Here is a 19,571-nt window from a genome sequence, read left to right on the forward strand (position 1 = left end):
CGCCGCCCATGCCCTTCACCAGCTTGCCGGGCACCATCCAGTTCGCCAGATCGCCTTCTTCCGAGACTTCCATGCCGCCGAGGATCGCCGCGGCGATCTTGCCGCCACGGATCATGGCGAAGGAGGTCGCGCTGTCGAAATAGGCGGTGCGGGGCAGTTCGGTGATGGTCTGCTTGCCGGCGTTGATCAGGTCGGGATCTTCCTCGCCCTCATAGGGAAAGGGGCCCATGCCGAGCATGCCGTTTTCCGATTGCAGCGTGATGTCCTTGTCGCCGACGTAGTTCGCGACCAGCGTCGGGATGCCGATCCCGAGGTTCACATACATCCCGTCTTCGAGTTCGAGCGCCGCGCGGGCGGCCATCTGGTTGCGGTCCCAAGCCATTCTCAAGCCTCCTGACGCTTGCGGGTGGTGCGCTGCTCGATGCGCTTCTCGTGCTGGCCCTGGATCAGACGGTGCACATAGATGCCGGGCAGATGGATGTGATCGGGGTCGAGCGAACCGGCGGGCACGATCTCCTCTACCTCGACGACACAGACCTTGCCGCAGGTCGCCGCGGGCGGGTTGAAGTTGCGCGAGGTCTTGCGGAACACGAGGTTGCCGGTCTCGTCGGCCTTCCAGGCCTTGACGATCGCCAGATCCATCACCAGCCCGGTTTCCAGGATATAGGTCTGGCCGTTGAAATCCTTGTGTTCCTTGCCCTCGGCGATCACCGTGCCGACGCCGGTCTTGGTATAGAAACCGGGGATCCCGGCGCCACCGGCGCGCATCCGTTCGGCCAGCGTGCCCTGGGGATTGAATTCCAGCTCCAGCTCGCCCGAGAGGTACTGGCGCATGAATTCCGCGTTCTCGCCCACATAGGAGGAGATCATCTTCTTGACCTGCCGCGTCTCCAGCAACTGGCCGAGGCCGAAGCCGTCGACACCGGCGTTGTTCGAGGCGACGGTCAGGTTCTTGGTCCCGGCGTCGCGGATCGCCGCGATCAGAAGTTCCGGGATGCCGCACAGGCCGAAACCGCCCGCCGCAATGGTCATCCCGTCGAACAGGAGGCCGTCCAGGGCCTCGGCGGCCGAGCCGTAGATTTTCTGCATGTTTTCCCCCGTATCAGGCGCAATGGTTGTGACGCGGCACTGCGGCGAAGTCAATTGTCGCGGGGGCAGCGGGCGGGGTGCCTTGCGGATGCGCGCGGCCGAAGTATGGTGCTGCGATGATTTTCGGGGTGAGACGCCTGCTATTCGCCGGGATGCTGGCGCTGACGGCCTGTGCCGCAGTGCGGGGCGGACCTGCGCCCGATCAGGTCCCGCTGGTCGAGCCGGTGCCGGGGGGGCGCCATGCGATCACCTATCTGACCCTGACCGAGGCGGGCCCGGCCGAGGGCCAGACCCGCGCCTATTTCGACGGGCGCGGCGCGGGGCGGGCCTCGGTCACCTTCCTCGCCCATGGCCATGGCGCCTATGGCATCAGTGCCACCTGTGACGGGCGGGCGCGGGTCCGGCAGGCCGAGGGCGAGTTGTCGGTTCCGGCCTGGATCCCGGCGGGACAGCCCGTCGCCCTGCGCCTGCAACCGGGCGAGCGGGGCGAGAGCCTGCTGGATCTTGCGCCCGAGGTCCGCGATTGCGCCCTGTCGATCCGGCCGGGCGGGCGGCCGGGCTGGGTGCTGGATCTGGCGCGCGAGGAAACCGCCCTGCCACGGATCGCCGCGCTGGATGCTCCGGTCGAGGCCTGCGCGGGGGGCGGCGAGGGGCCGTTGCAGCGGGCGATGATGGCGACGGGCGATCTGTCGGCGACCTGCCCGATGCAGGCGGGGCCCATGCTGTTCCTGGCCGACGGCGCCGAGGCGCTGAACGCCCGGGTCGAGGCCCTGACCGGCCGCCGCCTGTCTGAGGACGCGCTGGAGACGGGCGATCCCGACCTGCCGCTCGATTTCTCGAACGCGCCGCAGCTTGACCTGATCTATATCAACTATCTGAACATGAACGCGGATTTCGCGGGTTACCTGACGGCGCGGATGCTGGCCTGGCACGCGGCGCGGGGCACCATCGTGCGGATGATGATCTCGGACGTGATGCTCACCGACACCGACCGCGCGCTGTTCGAGGGGCTGGCCGCGACCTATCCGACCATCGAGGTCCAGCCCTATCGCATGCCGATCGAGGCCGCGCGCGGCTTCGAGGGGCAATTCGCGCATCTGCACCGGGTGACGCATGTGAAGCTCTTCGCCACCGTCGCGCGCGAACCCGGGCGCTCCATCGCCCTGATTGGCGGGCGCAACATCCACGAGGGGTATTTCTTCCCCGAGCCGCGCGATCTGTCGGACTTCCCCTTCCTGCATCAATACGACCCCGACGAAATGCGCATCACCGGCGGCTTCACCGCCTATGACGATTTCGAACTGGCCTTCACCGGCGACGCGCAGGTGCGGCGGATCGTGCGGCAGATGGGCGCGCTCTGGCACCGCGACGCGGAAACCCAGGCGATGCTGCCGCCCGCCCCCGGCGGCGGGCCGGTCGCCGCCCTGCCCGAGGGCAGCATGCGGCACTTCATCTCGGTCCCCTATGCCGACGGGGCGGCGATGGAGGATTGGTTCGCCCGGCTCATCGACGCGGCACAGGAGCGGATCCGCATCGCCTCGCCCTATCTGAACCTGACGCCCGAGATCGAGGCCGCCTTCCAGCGGGCCCGGGCCCGGGGGGTGCGGGTCGATGTGGTGGCGACGGTGCGGGTGCGCGAGGCCACGGATTTCATGGTCACCGGCTTCAACCGCCGCTTCGGCAATCAGGAAGGCGACTGGCTGAATTTCTACGATTACGAGCCCGGGCTTCGGTTGATGCACACCAAGCTCATTGTCATCGACGATCATCTGGTGGTGGCGGGGTCGGTGAACCTGAACCAGCGCTCGTTCCTGCATGATCTGGAAAACGGCGTGGTGGTGCTGGACCGGGGGCTGGCGGCCCGGGCCGACCGGCTGATCCAATCCTATATCGACCAGGGCGAGCGGGTCGCGCCGGGGCAGGAGATGTCGGGCTGGATGCGCTTCCTGTCGCGCTTCGGCTTCATCGAGCGGGCTTTCTGACGGCGGGGCCGCGGATCAGGGAACCGGCGGGGGGCCGGGCCTGTTCCCCTTTGGCAGACCAGAGGAGCACCGCCATGCTGCATTTCCCCGCCACCGCTGAACCCTCAAGCCCCGATGTCGCGGCGCTTTACGACAAGGCCACCGGCTCCTGGCAATATATCGTCTCGGACCCCGGGACGGGGGCGGCGCTGATCGTCGATCCGGTGCTGGATTTCGATCCCGTCGCGGCGGCGACCGGCACCGGGAATGCCGAGGCCCTGCTGGCCCATGTCGAGGCGCGGGGACTGGAGGTGGGGCTGATCGTCGACACCCATCCCCATGCCGACCATCTGAGCGCGGCGCATTGGCTGGCCGGACGGCTGGGCGCGCGGATGGCGACCGGGCAGCGGGTGCTGGGGGTGCAGCGGCTCTGGGCGGATCTCTACGCCGATGACAGCCTGGCCGAGCGGCCGGAACACTGGGACCGGCTCTTCGCCGACGAAGACGGTTTCGCGCTGGGCGGGCTGAAGGGGCGGGTGGTGCTGGCGGCGGGGCATACCATGGCCTCGGTCACCCTGCAGGTGGGCGACGCAGTGTTTGCCCATGACACGCTGATGATGCCCGACAGCGGCACGGCCCGGGCGGATTTCCCCGGCGGCTCGGCCGAGGCGCTGTGGCAGACGATCCGCGCCACCCTCGACCTGCCCGAGGAGACGCGAGTCTTCATCGGCCACGATTACGGCAAGGACGGGCGCGAGCCCGCCTGCATGGCCACCGTCGGCGCGCATCGGCGGGATAATATCCACGTCCGCGACGGGGTCTCGCGCGAGAGTTTCCTGCGGCTGAGGACCGAGCGGGACGCGACGCTGCCGCTGCCCGACCGGATGTTGATGGCGCTTCAGGTCAATCTGCGCGGCGGGCGGCTGCCCGAGCCGGACGAGCAGGGACGCCGCGTGCTGCGCGTCCCCCTCGACCGGTTCGAACCGCGGGGCTGAGGGTCACTCCTCGGCCGCGGCCTTCTTGGTGGTTTTCTTGGCCGCGGGCTTCTTTGCCGCCGTCTTCTTGGCCGCGGGTTTCTTGGCGGGCTTCGCCTCGCCGTCCGTGGCGGCAGCCTTCGCCTTCGGCGCGGCTTTCTTCTTGCCCTTCGGCGCGGCGCCGGCCTTGGCGGTGATCAGCTCCAGCGCCTGTTCCAGCGTCACCTCCGAAGGCTCCACGCCCTTGGGCAGGGTCGCGTTGACCTTTTCCCATTTGACGTAAGGCCCGTAGCGGCCGGGCATCACCTGGATCGGCCCGCCGTCCGGGTGATCGCCCAGCACCTTCAGCGGCTGCGCGGCGGCGCCCCGGCCGGGACCGCGGGCCAGTTTCTGCGCCAGAACCTCGACCGCGCGGTTCATGCCGATGGTGAAGACCTCATCGACCTCGGGCAGGTTGGCATAGGTCGAGCCATGCTTCACATAGGGGCCGAAGCGGCCGATCCCGGCCTCGACCGCGACGCCGTCCTCGGGATGCTGGCCGATCAGCCGCGGCAGATCCAGCAGCGAGACGGCCTTTTCCAGATCCATCTCATCGGGTGCCCAGCCCTTCGGCAGGCTCGAACGCGGCGGTTTGGGCTGTTCCGCCGTCACCTCGCCGCGCTGGACATAGGGACCGAAGCGACCCGAACGCAGGCTGATCGCATCGCCCTTGTCGTGGCCCAGCAGCTTGCCTTCGCCCGAGAGTTCGCTGTCGCCTTCATCGCCCGACAAGGGGCGGGTATAGCGGCATTCGGGGTAGTTGGTGCAGCCGATGAAGGCCCCGCCCGAGCGCGCGGTCTTCAGGTTCAGCCGCCCCTTGCCGCAGGTCGGGCAGACCCGCGGGTCCGAGCCATCCTCGCGCGGCGGGTAAAGATGCGGCGCCAGAACCTCGTCGATCTTTTCCAGCACCTCGGTGATGCGCAGATCGGCGGTTTCCGCCAGCGCGGCCGAGAAATCGCGCCAGAAGCGGGCCAGCACGTCCTTGTAATCGCGCGACCCGGCCGAGATGTCGTCGAGCTGTTCTTCCAGATCGGCGGTGAAATCGTATTCCAGATACTTGCCGAAATAGGAGGTCAGGAAGATCGTCACCAGCCGCCCCTTATCCTCGGGGATCAGGCGGTTCTTGTCTTTCTTGACATAGCCGCGCTCCTGGATCGTGGTGACGATCGAGGCATAGGTCGAGGGGCGGCCGATGCCCAGCTCTTCCATGCGCTTGACCAGCGTCGCCTCGGTATAGCGGGGCGGCGGCTGGGTGAAATGCTGCTCGGGCGTGACCTGCTTCTTGGCGACGGCCTCGCCCTGATTGAGCTGCGGCAGGCGGCCTTCGTCGCCCTCTTCCTCGTCGCGGCCTTCCTCATAGACCTTGAGGAAGCCGTCAAACAGCACGACCTGGCCGGTGGCGCGCAGGCCGACCTGACCGTCCTTCGAGCCGATCTCGACCGTGGTGCGTTCCATCCGGGCCGATTCCATCTGGCAGGCGATGGTGCGCTTCCAGATCAGTTCATAGAGGCGGCGCTGATCGACCTCGGACAGGCGCAGGCTGTCGGGGTCGGCGGCCATGTCGGTGGGCCGGATGCATTCGTGGGCTTCCTGCGCGTTCTTGGCCTTGTTCTTGTAGAGGCGCGGCGCGGCGGGGACGTATTCCTTGCCATAGCGCTTTTCGACCTCGGCCCGGGTCTGGGTCACCGCCTCGGGCGCCATGTCGATGCCGTCGGTCCGCATATAGGTAATGTGCCCCGCCTCGTAGAGGCGCTGGGCCGCGGCCATGGTCTGCTTGGCGCCCATGCCGAACTTGCGGCTGGCCTCTTGCTGCAGGGTCGAGGTCATGAAGGGCGCGGAGGGATTGCGCGAGGCGGGCTTGGCCTCGACCGATTGCACGCTGAGGTCGCGCTTGGTCACCGCATCGACCGCCAGTTCCGCCGCGGCTTGGGTGGCGAGGTCGAAGCGGTCCAGCTTCTTGCCACCAAGGCTGACGAGGCGGGCGCTGAATTCCGCCCCGCGCGGGTTCTTCAGATCGGCGGTGACCGACCAGTATTCGCGGGCGCGGAAGGCCTCGACCTCCATCTCGCGCTCGACGATGAGGCGCAGGCAGACCGATTGCACCCGGCCCGCGGACCGCGCGCCCGGGAGTTTCCGCCACAGCACCGGCGACAGGTTGAAGCCCACCAGATAATCCAGCGCGCGGCGGGCCAGATAGGCCTCGACCAGCGGCGCATCGACCTGGCGGGGGTGCTTCATCGCCTCCTGGATCGCCGTCTTGGTGATGGCGTTGAAGGTGACGCGGCTGACGTTCTTGTTCTTGAGCTTCTTTTCCAGCGCCTGTTCCAGGTGCCAGGAAATCGCCTCGCCCTCGCGGTCAGGGTCGGTGGCGAGGATCAGCGTGTCGTCGTCCTGCAGCGCGTCGGTGATCGCCTTGATGTGCTTCTTGGAGTCGCTCGCGACTTCCCATTTCATGGTGAAATCGTGCTCGGGATCGACCGATCCGTCCTTGGCAGGAAGGTCGCGAACATGCCCGAACGAGGCCAGAACCGTGAAGCCGGGACCCAGATACTTGTTGATGGTCTTGGCCTTGGCCGGGGACTCGACGACGACGACTGCCATGCAAACCTCTGATTGAAAACGCCCTTTTCGGCAAGACGCCAGGGCGAGCGGCCTGTGCCGCGCCGCATAGATGGGGGCGAACAGGGGTGGATGTCAATCTGGCGGGGGATTCGGCCCCGGCAAGAGGGGCAGCGGCGGGCGGCCGTTTCGGCCTTGAGCCAGGGATCAGTTCCGGGCCAGCATGCCGCCCGGCTGGCGCTGGATGCGGCCATCGAGTTCCAGAAACAGCAGCGCCGGGGCCAGCGCATGGGCGGGCAGATCGAGGTCGCGCAGCAGCTGATCCTCGGGCAGGGGGCTGGCGCTGAGACGGTCCAGGATCATCCGGTGCAGAGTCAGCGTGTCCGGCGCGGCGCCGGGGCCTGCGCGTTTCGGCGCCTGCGGGGCGGGGGCGGGCTCCGTCAGGCTGTGTTCCAGCGCCTCGATCACATCCTCGACGCTGCGCACCAGCCGCGCCCCCTCGCGGATCAGAAGGTTCGCCCCGGCGGCGCGGGCATCCATCGGATGGCCCGGCACCGCCATCACCTCGCGCCCCTGATCCAGCGCGTCGCGGGCGGTGATCAGGCTGCCCGAGCCTTCGGCGGCCTCGACCACAACCACGGCGCGCGACAGGCCGGCGATCAGCCGGTTCCGGCGCGGGAAATGGCGGGCCTGGGGTTGCAGGCCCATGGGTTGCTCGGACAGCAGCATCCCCTGATCGGCGATGCTGGCGCCCAGCATCTCGTTCTCGGCGGGGTAGAGCACATCGACGCCCCCCGCCAGCACGGCGATGGTGCCGGTTTTCAGCGCCGCACCATGGGCGGCGGCGTCGATGCCGCGCGCAAGGCCCGAGACGATGGTGAAACCGTGGTGGCCCAGCCCCTCGGCCAGTTTGCGGGCCATGCGGGCGCCGAGGCTGGAGGCATTGCGCGCGCCGACCAGACCGATGCCGGGCTGGGCGAGGGTGCTGGCGCGGCCGCGTGCCCAAAGGACCGGCGGCGGATCGGAGAGGGCGGCCAGCGCGGCGGGATAGTCGGGGGCGCCGAGGAACAGGAGCCGCGCTCCCTTGCGCAGGCCGGCCTCCATCTCGTGCAGGGCGAGGTCTGCGGGGCAGGGGGCGTAATCCTCGACCCCGGCGGCGCGGGCGATCCCCGGCAGGGCGTCGAGCGCGGCGGCGGCGCTGCCATGTTCGGCCAGAAGCCGCTGGAAGGTGGCCGGGCCGACCCGGCGAGAGCGAATGAGGCGAAGCCACGACAGACGGGCTTCTTCCGTGGTGGGTGGGGTGAAGGGTGTGGGAGAAGAAAGAGTGTTCCCGACCATCGCAACCTCGCCTCATTCGACTCGGAGATTGCGGTGTCGAGGTTAACAGGGTGTGAAGAAAACGCCCCCGCGCCACAAAATTGCCAAGAAAAGAACAATCTTTGTTCCCCAAATATCCTCGGGGGATTTTCAAGGGGGCCGACGGCCCCCTTGAAGCGGGGGGCCCGGGGGGCGGCAGCCCCCCGCCTTTACGGATCGTGTGGGGCGGCAGCCCCCCGGCTTTGCGAATCCTGCGGGGCGGCGGCCCCCCGCCTTCGCTCGCTCAGGCCACGCCGCCGACCGTCAGCCCGCCGATCAGCAACGAGGGTTGCCCCACGCCCACCGGCACCCATTGCCCGGCCTTGCCGCAATTGCCGATGCCCGGGTCCAGCGCCATGTCGTTGCCGATGCCGCGCACGTTCCTGAGCGAGGTCGGGCCGTCGCCGATCAGCGTCGCGCCCTTGACCGGCTCGCCGACCTTGCCGTCGCGGACCCGGTAGGCCTCGGTGCAGGAGAACACGAACTTGCCGCTCGTGATGTCCACCTGCCCGCCGCCGAAGCCCACCGCCCAGATCCCGTCCTTCATGCTGGCCACCAGCGCGCCCGGGTCGTCGGTGCCGCCCAGCATATAGGTGTTGGTCATCCGCGGCATCGGCGCATGGGCGTAGCTCTCGCGCCGGCCGTTACCGGTGGCGGGGACGCCCATCAGCCGGGCGTTCTGGCGGTCCTGCATGTAGCCGACCAGCACGCCGTCCTCGATCAGCACGTTCTTGCCGGACGGCGTGCCCTCGTCATCGACGGTGATCGAGCCGCGGCGGTCGGGGATCGTGCCATCGTCCAGCACGGTGACGCCCTTCGCGGCCACCTGCTGGCCCATCAGCCCGGCGAAGGCCGAGGTTTTCTTGCGGTTGAAATCGCCCTCCAGCCCGTGACCCACGGCCTCGTGCAGCAGGATCCCGGGCCAGCCCGGGCCCAGCACCACGTCCAGCATCCCCGCAGGCGCGGGCACGGCGTCGAGGTTGACCAGCGCCACGCGCAGCGCTTCCTGCGCGACGGGCTGCCAATGCCCGGGCTCCATCAGGCCCGACAGGCCGATCCGCCCGCCGCCGCCGTAATGGCCCGATTCGCGGCGTCCGTCGCGCTCGACGATCACGGCGATGGAGACGCGGGCCATGGGGCGGATATCGGTGACGAGGCCGCCCTCGGGGCGCAGGATCGCCACCTCCTGTACCGAGGCCGAGAGCGAGGCGGTCACCTGCACCACGCGCGGGTCCAGCGCCCGCAGGTAATCGTCGATGGCGCGCAGCGTCTCGATCTTGGCGGCGAAGCTGGCGTCGGCGATGGGATCGAAATCGCCATAGAGGTGGCGGTTGGTGCCGGGGGGCGCCTCGGCCAGGGTGCCGCCGCCCGCGCCGACTGCCAGACGGGCCGTGGCCCCGGCCCGTTTCAGGGCGCTTTCGGTGATCTGGGTCGAATGGGCGTAGCCTGCGACATCGCCGCGCACGGCGCGCAGGCCGAAGCCCTCGGCCGCGTCATAGCCCGCGTTGCGGATGCGGCCATCGTCCAGCACCAGTGATTCGGAGCGACGCCGTTCGAGGAAAAGCTCGCCGTCATGGGCCCCCGCCACCGCCTCCCGCAGGAGCGCCAGGGCCGCGTCGCGGTCCAGCAGCGTCTCGAAGGGGCGGAATCGGGCGGCTTCGGGCACAATGGCGGCCGCGTTCGGGTGGGAGGTGGGCATCGGGCTCCTTTCGCGGCGGTGCAGCATGTCTTTGACACAGGTCAAATGGCGGCATCCTGACGCATTGGTTTGGCTTGTTATGCCGATGCTAATATGATTTTAGGAGAGAGGGAAACCGCCCCCGATCCGGCTGCGGTGGGTCCGGGCTGTCCGGGCGCTCGCCGGGGCAGGCCGGGAGGGGTCGGCGGAGTAAGACGGTCGCAGGGCCGCGCAAAACGGGAACATACAATGCATCTTTTCAAGGACCTCACCCGTCTCGCCGCTGGTTTCGGTGCGTTCGGCGGCCGTGTCGGCGGTGCGGCGCTGGGCCTGGCGGTCGCCGGGCAGGCGCTGGCGCAGGAAGTGCCCTTCATCGGCCAGCCGCATCCGGGCGGCATCGCCCTGCAACCGGCGCATTCGCCGGTCGCCGAAGCGTCGCACTGGATCGACCATATGCTGATGTACATCATCGCGGCGATCACGGTCTTCGTCTGCGTGCTGCTGCTGTGGGTGATCGTCGCCTATAACCGCCGCGCCAACCCGACGCCCTCGCGCTTCACCCACAACTCGCCGCTGGAAGTCGCCTGGACCATCCTGCCGATCTTCGTGCTGATCTTCATCGGCTCGTTCACCGTGCCGGCGCTGTTCCGCGACCAGACCATGCCGCCCGCCGATGTGACCATCAAGATCACCGGCAACCAGTGGAACTGGACCTACGAATACGTCGACCACGGCGTCGAGTTCACCGCCTATCTGCTGCCGCGCGAAGAGCTGGAAGCGAACGGCTATGACCAGAGCCAGTATCTGCTGGCCGCCGATGAGCAGGTCGTCGTTCCCGTCGGCCGCAACGTCGTCGTGCAGGTCACCGGCTCGGACGTGATCCATTCCTGGACCATCCCGGCCTTCGGCGTGAAGCAGGACGCGGTGCCCGGCCGTCTGGCCCAGGCCTGGTTCAACGTCGACACCCCCGGCATCTATTTCGGCCAGTGCTCGGAACTCTGCGGTCAGGAGCATGCGTATATGCCGATCGTCGTGCGCGCCGTGCCGGAAGCCGACTACCTGGCCTGGCTGCAGGAGCGGGGCGCGACCAACCTCGCCGCCGCGCCGGGCTACACCGAAGCCGCCGTCCAGGTGGCCTCGAGCAACTGATCTGACGACGGGCGCCGCCACCGGCCCTGCCGGCCTGTGCGGCGCCCGATTGACTTGAGGAAGCCATGAGCGACATTCCAGCCGAGATTGCGGGCGAAAGCGGCACGGGCGACGCCGGATTCGGCGATTACGTCGCGCTGCTGAAGCCGCGCGTCATGTCGCTGGTGGTGTTCACCGCGATGGTGGGCCTGATGGTGGCCCCCGTGCATCTGCACCCGATCGAGGCGCTGGCCGCCATCATCTTCATCGCGCTGGGCGCGGGCGCCTCGGGCGCGCTGAACATGTGGTGGGACGCCGATATCGACCGGGTGATGCGCCGCACCGCCAAGCGCCCCGTGCCCTCGGGCGCGGTCGAGGCGGGCGAGGCACTGGGCCTCGGCCTGTCGCTGTCGGCGCTGTCGGTCGTCATGCTGTGGCTGGCGACCAATGCGCTGGCCGCGGGGCTTCTGGCCTTCACCATCTTCTTCTATGCCGTGATCTACACGATGTGGCTGAAGCGCTCGACGCCGCAGAACATCGTCATCGGCGGTGCCGCGGGCGCCTTCCCGCCCATGATCGGCTGGGTCGCCGCGACCGGCTCGATCAGCCTGGAAGCGGTGCTGATGTTCCTGCTGATCTTCATGTGGACGCCGCCGCATTTCTGGGCGCTCGCGCTGTTCATGAACTCGGATTACGAGAAGGCCAAGGTGCCGATGCTGACCGTGACCCACGGGCGCAAGGCGACGCGGACGCATATCCTGGTCTACACGATCCTGCTGGTGCCGGTGGCGCTGGGCACGGCCTTCACCTCGATCGGTGGCCCGGTCTATTTCGCGCTGGCGCTGGTGCTGAACGCGCTGTTCCTGATCGGTGCCTTCCGCATCTGGCGCCGCCCGGAAGCCACGGCCGAGGCCGATAAATACGCGGTCGAGAAGCGCTTCTTCGCGCTGTCGCTGGCCTATCTCTTCGGCCATTTCGCGGCGATCCTGATCGAGGCCACGCCCTGGGCCGAACGGCTCGCCGATTGGGCAAACTGGGGAGCCTTGACATGGGGCTGACGCACGAACACGACCTGCACCGCCGCCGCTGGAGCCGGAACCTGGGCGTCCTGCTGACGCTGCTGGCCTTCGTCGCGCTGGTGTTCGGGCTGACCATCGCCAAGATCGGCGGCGGCGACCAGATGCAGGGCTTCGACCATACCTATCGGGTCGGCATCGACCCCGAGACGCGGATCCCGGAGGCGGGGCAATGATCCGCTGGTGGCGCAACCTGGACGGCGCGCGGCGCACGCTGACCGGGCTGGTCGGGGTGATCCTGGTCATGGGCGCGCTGGCCTGGGCGGCGATCCCGCTCTATGATCTGTTCTGCCGGGTCACGGGCTTCGGCGGCACCACCCGGGTGGCGGAAAGCGAATCCGACCTGATCCTCGACCAGACGATCCAGATCCGCTTCGACGCCAATACCGAGCGCGGCTTCCCTTGGGAATTCCGGCCGCTGGAACGCACCATGCCGCTCAGGATCGGCGAGACGGGGATCGCCTTCTACGAGGCCTATAACCCGACCGACCAGCCGATCGCCGGCACCGCCAGCTACAACGTGACGCCCTATTCGACGGGCAGCTATTTCATCAAGATTGCCTGTTTCTGCTTCACCATGCAGGTGCTGCAGCCGGGCGAGCGGGTGCAGATGCCGGTCACTTTCTACGTCGATCCGGAGATCGTCAACGATCCCGATGTCATCGCCAGCGGGCTGAACACGATCACGCTGAGCTACACCTTCCACCCGACCGAGATCCCCGCCGGAACCCCGGCGGCCGAGGTCGGAACCAACTGAACCATCAGGCGCCTGGGGCTGACGGGCGCAAAGACAGGGACCGCGCAAGCGGCGAGAAACGGGAAAGACTGAGGGAATCCACATGGCCCACGCAAAGAACCACGATTACCACATCCTGCCGCCGTCGATCTGGCCCTTTGTCGCCGCGGTCTCGGCCTTTGTCATGCTGCTGGGCGGAATCCTCTGGATGCATGACATGGGCCCCTGGATCTTCGCCATCGGCCTGGTCGGTGTGCTCTATGTGATGTACGCTTGGTGGGCGGACGTCATCAAGGAAAGCATGGCGGGCGACCATACCCCGGTCGTGGCCATCGGCCTGCGCTATGGCTTCATCCTGTTCATCATCTCCGAGGTGATGTTCTTCGCCGCCTGGTTCTGGACCTTCTTCAAGCACCGCATGTACCCGATGGGGCCGCAATCGCCGGCCGTCGACGGTCCCTGGCCGCCCGTCGGCATCGAGACCTTCGACCCCTGGCACCTGCCCTTGATGAACACGCTGATCCTGCTGCTCTCGGGCTGCGCCGCGACCTGGGCCCACCACGCGCTGGTGCACGAGAACAACCGCAAGGACGTGGCCAACGGCCTGATCATCGCCGTCGTGCTGGGCATCATCTTCACCGCGATGCAGGCCTATGAATACAGCCACGCGGCCTTCGGCTTCGCCGGCAACATCTATGGCGCCTCGTTCTTCATGGCGACCGGCTTCCACGGCTTCCACGTGATCATCGGCACGATCTTCCTGTTCATCTGCTATCTGCGGGTGCGGGCCGGTCACTTCACGCCCGAGCGTCACATCGGGTTTGAGGCCGCCGCCTGGTACTGGCACTTCGTCGACGTGGTCTGGCTGTTCCTCTTTGCCGCGATCTACATCTGGGGCCAGGGCTGAGGCCCATCCCCTTGCTGAACTGGGATCGGGGGGCTATGTGCCCCCCGTCTCCATTCGGGGCATCCCTCATCAGGCGGAGCGGAACGTGAAGGCGCGGTTTATCGGGGCGGGGCTGTTCGGAATCGTCGGTGTGGCGATCCTGCTGTCCCTGGGGTTCTGGCAGCTGAAGCGGCTGGAATGGAAGCTGGACCTGATCGCCCAGGTCGAGGGGCGGATCCACAACGATCCCGTGGCCGTGCCGCCGGACGCCAATCCGGCGCGGGACCGCTATCTGCCGGTGACCGTGAGCGGCCGCTACACCGGCGAGGCGGTGGACGTGCTGTCCAGCGACCGCGAGGCGGGGCCGGGGATGCGGGTCATTGCCGTGCTGGAGACGCCCGAGGGCCGCCGCCTGCTGGTCGACCGGGGCTATATTCCCGAGGCCCGGCGCGCCGCGCTGCCGATGGTGGCCGAGGGGGTGACGGTCAGCGGCAACCTCGACTGGCCGACCGACAGCGACGGCTTCACCCCGGCGCCCGATCTGGGCCGCAACCTGTGGTTTGCCCGCGATCCGCTGCCCATCGCCACCGCGCTCAACGCCGAGCCGCTGCTCATCGTCGCCCGCAGCGACAGCGCCGCGGCCTCGCCCCTGATGACCCTTCCGATCACCGGCGCGGCCTTCCGCAACGACCATCTGGAATACGCGATCACCTGGTTCCTGCTGGCGGGCGTCTGGGCGATGATGACAATCGCGCTGCTGTGGCGTATCAGGCGGACGAGCCTCTAAGGATTTCTCGATGCAGTATATCTCGACCCGCGGATCGGCCCCGGTCCTGACCTTTGAACAGGCGATGTTGACCGGGTTGGCGCGTGACGGCGGGCTTTACGTGCCCGAGTCGGTGCCGGGGATGACCGAGGCCGAGATCGCCGCGCTGGCCGGTCTGCCCTATGAAGAGATCGCCTTCCGCGTCATGCGCCCCTTCATCGGCAAGACCTTCACCGATGCCGAATTCAAGGCGCTGATCGCCAAGGCCTATGCCGGTTTCGGCCATGCCGCCCGGGCGCCCCTGAAGCAGCTGGGCCCCAACCATTTCCTGCTGGAGCTGTTCCACGGCCCGACGCTGGCCTTCAAGGATTTCGCCATGCAGCTGATCGGTCAGCTGTTCCAGGCGGCGCTTGGCCGGTCCGGGCAGCGGGTGACGATCGTCGGCGCGACCTCGGGCGATACGGGGTCTGCGGCGATCGAGGCGTTCCGGGGTCTGTCGAACGTCGACGTGTTCATCCTGTTCCCGCATGGCCGCGTCAGCGAGGTGCAGCGCCGTCAGATGACGACGCCTGCGGATGCCAATGTGCATGCGCTGGCGGTGGATGGCGATTTCGACACCTGCCAGGGCCTCCTGAAGGACATGTTCAACGATTTCGCCTTCCGTGACCGGGTCGGTCTGGCAGGGGTGAATTCGATCAACTGGGCGCGGGTTCTGGCGCAGGTGGTTTACTATTTCAGCGCCGCCGTGTCGCTGGGCGCGCCGCACCGGGCGGTGGATTTCACCGTGCCGACGGGGAATTTCGGCGACATCTTCGCGGGCTATATCGCCCGCAAGATGGGTCTGCCCATCGGCAAGCTGGTGATCGCGACGAACCAGAACGATATTCTTCATCGCTGCCTGACGACCGGCGTTTACCAGACTGAAAGCGTTCTGCCCTCCCTATCGCCCAGTATGGATATCCAGGTCAGCTCCAATTTCGAACGCGTGCTGTTCGACGCCTATGGCCGCGACGGTGCCGCCGTGGCGCAGCTGATGGGTGAATTGAAGGGCGACGGCGCCTTCACCGTGTCGCAGGGCGCGCTGCAGATGCTGCGGGAGACCTTCGCCTCGGGACGGGTGTCGGAGGAGGAGACGAGCGCGACGATCGCCCGCACCCTGAAAGCCTCGGTCGAGCTGCTCTGCCCGCATTCGGCGGTCGGCGTCGCCGTGGCCGAACAGAACATCGGCGCCAATCCGATGGTGACGCTGGCAACCGCGCATCCCGCCAAGTTCCCGGCGGCGGTCGAGGCTGCGACCGGCATCCACCCGGCGCTGCCGCCGCGCATGGCCGACCTGTTCGAGCGGCCCGAGAGGGTCACGCGGATGACGGGCGAATTGCAGGCCATCGAGGCGCTGATCCTTGAAAGGACGGGTGCCTGATGCACCGCATCACCACGCTTTCCAACGGTTTCCGCATCGTCTCTGAACCCATGCCTGGCCTCGCCTCGGCGGCGGTCGGCATCTGGGTCATGGCCGGCGCCCGGCATGAACAGGCCGAACAGAACGGCATCGCCCATTTCCTCGAACACATGGCCTTCAAGGGCACGGCGCGCCGCACCGCCCTGCAGATCGCCGAGGAGATCGAGGATGTCGGCGGCTATATCAACGCCTATACCTCGCGCGAGATGACCGCCTATTACGCCCGCGTGCTGGAGGCCGACGTGCCGCTGGCGCTGGACGTGATCGCCGATATCGTGCTGAACCCCGCCTTCGACAAGCGCGAGATCGAGGTCGAGCGCCATGTCATCCTGCAGGAGATCGGTCAGGCGGCGGATACGCCCGATGACGTGATCTTCGACTGGTTGCAGGAGGCGAGCTACCCCGACCAGCCGCTTGGCCGCCCGATCCTCGGCCCCGCCGACCGGATCGCCAAATACAACGCCAAGGACCTGAAGCGCTTCGTGCAGGGGCATTACGGGCCGGGGCAGATGATCCTCGCCGCCGCCGGGGCCGTGCATCACGATTCGCTGGTCAGGATGGCCGAGGAATTCTTCGGCCACCTGCCCGCGCTGGCGATGCCGGTGGCCGAACCGGCGCGGTTCCAGTGCAACGAACGGCGCGAGATCAAGGATCTGGAACAGGCGCATTTCGCTCTGGCCATCGAGGGTCCGGCCTTCCGCGACCCCGACCTCTTCACCGCGCAGATCTTTGCCGGGGCGATGGGCGGCGGCATGTCCTCGCGTCTTTTCCAGAAACTGCGCGAGGAGCGGGGGTTGTGCTACACGACCTTCGCGCAGGCCGGGGCGCATGACGACACGGGCTCGATCACCGTCTACGCCGGGACCGGGGCCAGCGACATCAAGGATCTGGCGAACCTGACCATCGACGAGTTCCGCCGCGCTACCGAGGACATGACCGAGGTCGAGATCGCGCGCTCGCGCACCCAGATGAAGGCGGGGCTGCTGATGGGGCTGGAAAGCCCGTCGAGCCGGGCCGAGCGTCTGGCGCGGTTGCTGGCGATCTGGGACCGGGTGCCGGACCTGTCGGAAACGGTGGAACGGATCGACGCCGTGAACCTCGACGCGATCAAGGCCTATGCCGAGAAACTCGCCTCGGAGGCCCGGATCTCGATGGCGCTGTACGGCCCCGTGGATCGGGCGCCGACGCTGGATGCGCTGAGGGAAAGGCTGGTGGCGTGATGGCCGGGTTCCTGCTGGCATCGAAGAAAAGATTCCGGCTGGATACCGAACGTCTGCAGCTGCGCCTGCCGGAGCACACGGATTTCCGCATGTGGGCGGCGCTGCGCGAATCCTCGGCCAGTTTCCTGGTGCCGTGGGAGCCGACCTGGTCCGACGACCATCTGTCGCGCCGCGCCTTCACCGGCCGCGTGCAATGGGCGGCGCGGGTGCGCCAGCAGGGGACCGGGCTGCCGCTGTTCCTGATCCGGCGCGACGACAGCCAGCTGGTCGGGGCGATCACGCTCGACAACATCCGCCGCGGCCCGGCGCAGGCGGGAACGGTCGGCTATTGGATCGGCCAGCCCTTCGCCCGCCACGGCTATATGCGCGAGGCGCTGCGGGCGCTGGTGCATCACGCCTTTACCGAGCTGGACCTCAGCCGGATCGAGGCCGCCTGCCTGCCGGAAAACGCCGCTTCGCGCGCGGTGCTGGAAAAGACCGGCTTCAAATACGAGGGCGTGGCGCAGAGCTATCTGCAGATCAACGGCCGCTGGCGGAACCATGTGCTCTACGCCAATCTCAGGGGTGACCGGCGGGGCCGCACGGATGTCGGCTGAGCCGCGCATCCTGTTCCTCAGGGGCGTGAATGTCGGCGCCAACCGCAAGCTGCCGATGGCCGATCTGCGGGCCCTGCTGGCGGGGCTGGGGCTGACCGGCGTCACCACCCATATCCAGAGCGGTAACGCCGTGTTCCGTGACCCTCAGGGGCGGGCGGATCTGGCGGGCAGGATCTCGGACGCGATCGGCGCCGCCTTCCCCTTCCGCCCCGAGGCGCTGGTGCTGGACCTGCCCGCGCTGGACGCCGTGCTGGCCGCCAATCCCTACTGTGCGGCGCCGGACCCCTCCCGGGTGCAGATCGGCTTTCTGACAGGCGCGGGCGCAGCCGATACCGACCGGCTGGACGCCCTGACGGCGCCGGGCGAGGGCTGGCACCTGACCGAGGCCGCGCTCTATCTGCACCTGCCGCAGGGCACCGGCCGCTCGAAACTCGCCGCCGGGGCGGAGAAGGCGGTCAGGACACCGATGACGATGCGCAACCAGCGCGTGGCCGAGGCCGTGGCGGCGCTGGCGAGGGAGATGACATGCTGAACCCCTGCGATCCCGCTTTCCTTCAGGCGCTGGAGGCGCAGCTGCCCCCGGGCGTGCTGCGCCTGCCCGAGGACCGCTATCTGACCGAGCTTCGCGGCCGCTACCGGGGGCAGGCGGGCGCCGTGGCCTGCCCGGGCTCGGTCGAGGAGGTCTCGACCATTCTCCAAGCCGCGCAGGCCGCACGAGTCGGCGTGGTGCCCTATGCGGGCGGCACCGGGCTGGTCGCCGGGCAGGTGATGCCCGAGGGGCCCCTGCCGCTGGTCCTGTCGGTCGAGCGGTTGAACCGGGTGCGCGCGGTCGAGCCCCTAGGCAACGTGCTGGTGGCCGAGGCGGGCTGCATCCTGACCGAGGTTCAGGCGGCGGCCGAGGCGGCGGAGCGGCTCTTCCCGATGTCGCTGGGCTCCGAGGGATCGGCGCGGATCGGCGGGCTCTTGGGGACCAATGCGGGCGGCACGGGGGTGCTGCGCTACGGCACGATGCGGGAGCTGGCGCTGGGGCTGGAGGTGGTGCTGGCCGATGGCCGGGTGATCCACGGGCTGAAACGGCTGCGCAAGAACAACATGGGCTATGACCTCAGGCATCTGATGATCGGGTCCGAGGGCACGCTGGGGGTGATCACGGCGGCGGCGCTGCGGCTCTTCCCCCGGCCTGCGCGGACCGGCGCCGCGCTGATCGTCGTGCCCTCGCCCGAGGCGGCGCTGAGGCTGCTGGCGCTGGCGCAGGCGCGGCTGGGCGAGGGGGTGTCCGGCTTCGAGCTGATCGGCGGGCAGGGGCTGCATTTCCTGGCCGAGGTCCTGCCGCAGATCCGCCAACCCTTCGCCGAGCCGCCCGAATGGCTGGTGCTGGTCGATCTGGGGCTGGTGGCGGCGCTGGACCCGGCGGCGGAGCTGGAGGGCCTGTTCGAGGCCGCGGTGGAGGCCGACCTCGCGACCGATGGCGTGATCGCCGGCAGCGAGGCGCAGCGCGCCGCCTTCTGGCACCTGCGCGAGGCGATCCCCGAGGCCAACCGCAAGATCGGCGCCGTGGCCTCGCATGATGTGTCGCTGCCGCTGGCGGCGCTGCCCGCCTTCATCGCCGAGGCGGGGGCGGCGCTGGCTACTATGGGGGACATGCGGGTCAATTGCTTCGGCCATGTCGGCGACGGCAACCTGCATTACAACATCTTCCCGGCGAACGGGCGCAACCGGGCGGCATACGACGGGCTGCGGGATCGGGTGACCGAGACGGTGCACGACCTTGTGCATGGCTTCGGCGGCTCGGTCAGCGCCGAACACGGGGTCGGACGGCTGAAGACCGGGGACCTCGAGCGCTACGTCGATCCGGTGGCGGTCTCGGTGATGCGGACGATCAAGTCGGCGCTGGATCCGGCGGGGATCCTGAACCCGGGGGCGGTGCTGAAAGGCTGAGGGGTTTCGCCCTCGTTGCCCGCTGTCGCGGGCGCCGAGTCCCTAGAGACGAAATGGGGGCGACCAGCGGCGCGGCGTGCCGCCGCGCCGAAGAAAGGGGGGCCGTCTGC

Annotated in this window: 18 protein-coding genes; 13 read left to right on the forward strand and 5 right to left on the reverse strand. The window is 68.3% G+C overall.

Annotation, left to right across the window (positions count from 1 at the left end; genetic code table 11):
- Both VDQ18_RS15590 and VDQ18_RS15595 read right to left on the reverse strand, forming a co-directional pair.
- Nucleotides 1-382, reverse strand: a 382-nt coding sequence (locus tag VDQ18_RS15590) for a CoA-transferase (protein ID WP_323021839.1), incomplete at its 3' end; no start/stop codon positions are given.
- A 2-nt stretch (nucleotides 383-384) separates the two neighbouring features.
- Nucleotides 385-1,089 carry a CoA transferase subunit A gene (locus VDQ18_RS15595; RefSeq protein WP_323021840.1) on the reverse strand — a complete coding sequence of 235 codons (705 nt, stop codon included), beginning with the start codon at nucleotides 1,087-1,089 and terminating at the stop codon, nucleotides 385-387.
- Between the two features lie 128 nt (nucleotides 1,090-1,217).
- Here VDQ18_RS15595 and VDQ18_RS15600 point away from each other — a divergent pair, with 128 nt between their 5' ends.
- Complete coding sequence (locus tag VDQ18_RS15600) at nucleotides 1,218-3,071, forward strand: phosphatidylserine/phosphatidylglycerophosphate/cardiolipin synthase family protein (RefSeq protein ID WP_323021841.1); 1,854 nt, start codon at nucleotides 1,218-1,220, stop codon at nucleotides 3,069-3,071.
- 74 nt (nucleotides 3,072-3,145) lie between these two features.
- The gene (locus tag VDQ18_RS15605; RefSeq protein WP_323021842.1) at nucleotides 3,146-4,045 is read left to right on the forward strand and encodes an MBL fold metallo-hydrolase; all 900 of its coding nucleotides are present in this window, start codon (nucleotides 3,146-3,148) and stop codon (nucleotides 4,043-4,045) included.
- Between the two features lie 3 nt (nucleotides 4,046-4,048).
- On the opposite strand, the gene topA is transcribed toward VDQ18_RS15605, so the two are convergent.
- The 3 genes from topA to tldD all read right to left on the reverse strand — a co-directional run bounded on the left by topA (nucleotide 4,049) and on the right by tldD (nucleotide 9,677).
- Entirely contained in the window at nucleotides 4,049-6,664 is a 2,616-nt protein-coding gene (topA, locus tag VDQ18_RS15610; protein WP_323021843.1) for a type I DNA topoisomerase, read from the reverse strand.
- 165 nt (nucleotides 6,665-6,829) lie between these two features.
- The gene (gene dprA / locus VDQ18_RS15615; RefSeq protein WP_323021844.1) at nucleotides 6,830-7,960 is read right to left on the reverse strand and encodes a DNA-processing protein DprA; all 1,131 of its coding nucleotides are present in this window, start codon (nucleotides 7,958-7,960) and stop codon (nucleotides 6,830-6,832) included.
- 262 nt (nucleotides 7,961-8,222) lie between these two features.
- Nucleotides 8,223-9,677, reverse strand: a complete 1,455-nt coding sequence (tldD, locus tag VDQ18_RS15620; RefSeq protein ID WP_323021845.1) for a metalloprotease TldD — start codon at nucleotides 9,675-9,677, stop codon at nucleotides 8,223-8,225.
- A 228-nt stretch (nucleotides 9,678-9,905) separates the two neighbouring features.
- Between tldD and coxB the strand changes: the two genes are divergently transcribed.
- The 11 genes from coxB (at nucleotide 9,906) to VDQ18_RS15675 (ending at nucleotide 19,461) form a co-directional block, all read left to right on the forward strand.
- Nucleotides 9,906-10,805, forward strand: a complete 900-nt coding sequence (coxB, locus tag VDQ18_RS15625; RefSeq protein WP_323021846.1) for a cytochrome c oxidase subunit II — start codon at nucleotides 9,906-9,908, stop codon at nucleotides 10,803-10,805.
- A gap of 65 nt (nucleotides 10,806-10,870) precedes the next feature.
- Nucleotides 10,871-11,842 (forward strand): heme o synthase, encoded by a 972-nt coding sequence (gene cyoE, locus VDQ18_RS15630; RefSeq protein ID WP_323021847.1) that lies wholly within the window; start codon nucleotides 10,871-10,873, stop codon nucleotides 11,840-11,842.
- Nucleotides 11,833-12,036, forward strand: coding sequence for a hypothetical protein (locus tag VDQ18_RS15635; protein ID WP_323021848.1), 204 nt, complete (start codon nucleotides 11,833-11,835; stop codon nucleotides 12,034-12,036). Before cyoE ends, VDQ18_RS15635 begins: the two co-directional genes overlap by 10 nt.
- Nucleotides 12,033-12,617, forward strand: a complete 585-nt coding sequence (locus tag VDQ18_RS15640) for a cytochrome c oxidase assembly protein (RefSeq protein ID WP_323021849.1) — start codon at nucleotides 12,033-12,035, stop codon at nucleotides 12,615-12,617. Before VDQ18_RS15635 ends, VDQ18_RS15640 begins: the two co-directional genes overlap by 4 nt.
- Before the next feature lie 82 nt (nucleotides 12,618-12,699).
- Nucleotides 12,700-13,503 carry a cytochrome c oxidase subunit 3 gene (locus tag VDQ18_RS15645; RefSeq protein ID WP_323021850.1) on the forward strand — a complete coding sequence of 268 codons (804 nt, stop codon included), beginning with the start codon at nucleotides 12,700-12,702 and terminating at the stop codon, nucleotides 13,501-13,503.
- An 85-nt stretch (nucleotides 13,504-13,588) separates the two neighbouring features.
- Nucleotides 13,589-14,269: an SURF1 family protein gene (locus tag VDQ18_RS15650; RefSeq protein ID WP_323021851.1), complete on the forward strand. Its 681-nt coding sequence runs from the start codon at nucleotides 13,589-13,591 to the stop codon at nucleotides 14,267-14,269.
- 10 nt (nucleotides 14,270-14,279) lie between these two features.
- Complete coding sequence (thrC, locus tag VDQ18_RS15655; RefSeq protein WP_323021852.1) at nucleotides 14,280-15,668, forward strand: threonine synthase; 1,389 nt, start codon at nucleotides 14,280-14,282, stop codon at nucleotides 15,666-15,668.
- Nucleotides 15,668-16,927, forward strand: a complete 1,260-nt coding sequence (locus VDQ18_RS15660; RefSeq protein WP_416235115.1) for a M16 family metallopeptidase — start codon at nucleotides 15,668-15,670, stop codon at nucleotides 16,925-16,927. The genes thrC and VDQ18_RS15660 overlap by 1 nt, the downstream gene beginning before the upstream one ends.
- Entirely contained in the window at nucleotides 16,927-17,523 is a 597-nt protein-coding gene (locus VDQ18_RS15665) for a GNAT family N-acetyltransferase (RefSeq protein ID WP_416235116.1), read from the forward strand. Before VDQ18_RS15660 ends, VDQ18_RS15665 begins: the two co-directional genes overlap by 1 nt.
- Nucleotides 17,513-18,055, forward strand: coding sequence for a DUF1697 domain-containing protein (locus VDQ18_RS15670; protein ID WP_323021853.1), 543 nt, complete (start codon nucleotides 17,513-17,515; stop codon nucleotides 18,053-18,055). The genes VDQ18_RS15665 and VDQ18_RS15670 overlap by 11 nt, the downstream gene beginning before the upstream one ends.
- Nucleotides 18,049-19,461, forward strand: a complete 1,413-nt coding sequence (locus VDQ18_RS15675; RefSeq protein WP_323021854.1) for an FAD-binding oxidoreductase — start codon at nucleotides 18,049-18,051, stop codon at nucleotides 19,459-19,461. Before VDQ18_RS15670 ends, VDQ18_RS15675 begins: the two co-directional genes overlap by 7 nt.
- Nucleotides 19,462-19,571 lie beyond the last annotated feature (110 nt).

Source organism: Pararhodobacter sp. (assembly GCF_034676075.1).
Classification (GTDB): Bacteria; Pseudomonadota; Alphaproteobacteria; order Rhodobacterales; family Rhodobacteraceae; genus Pararhodobacter.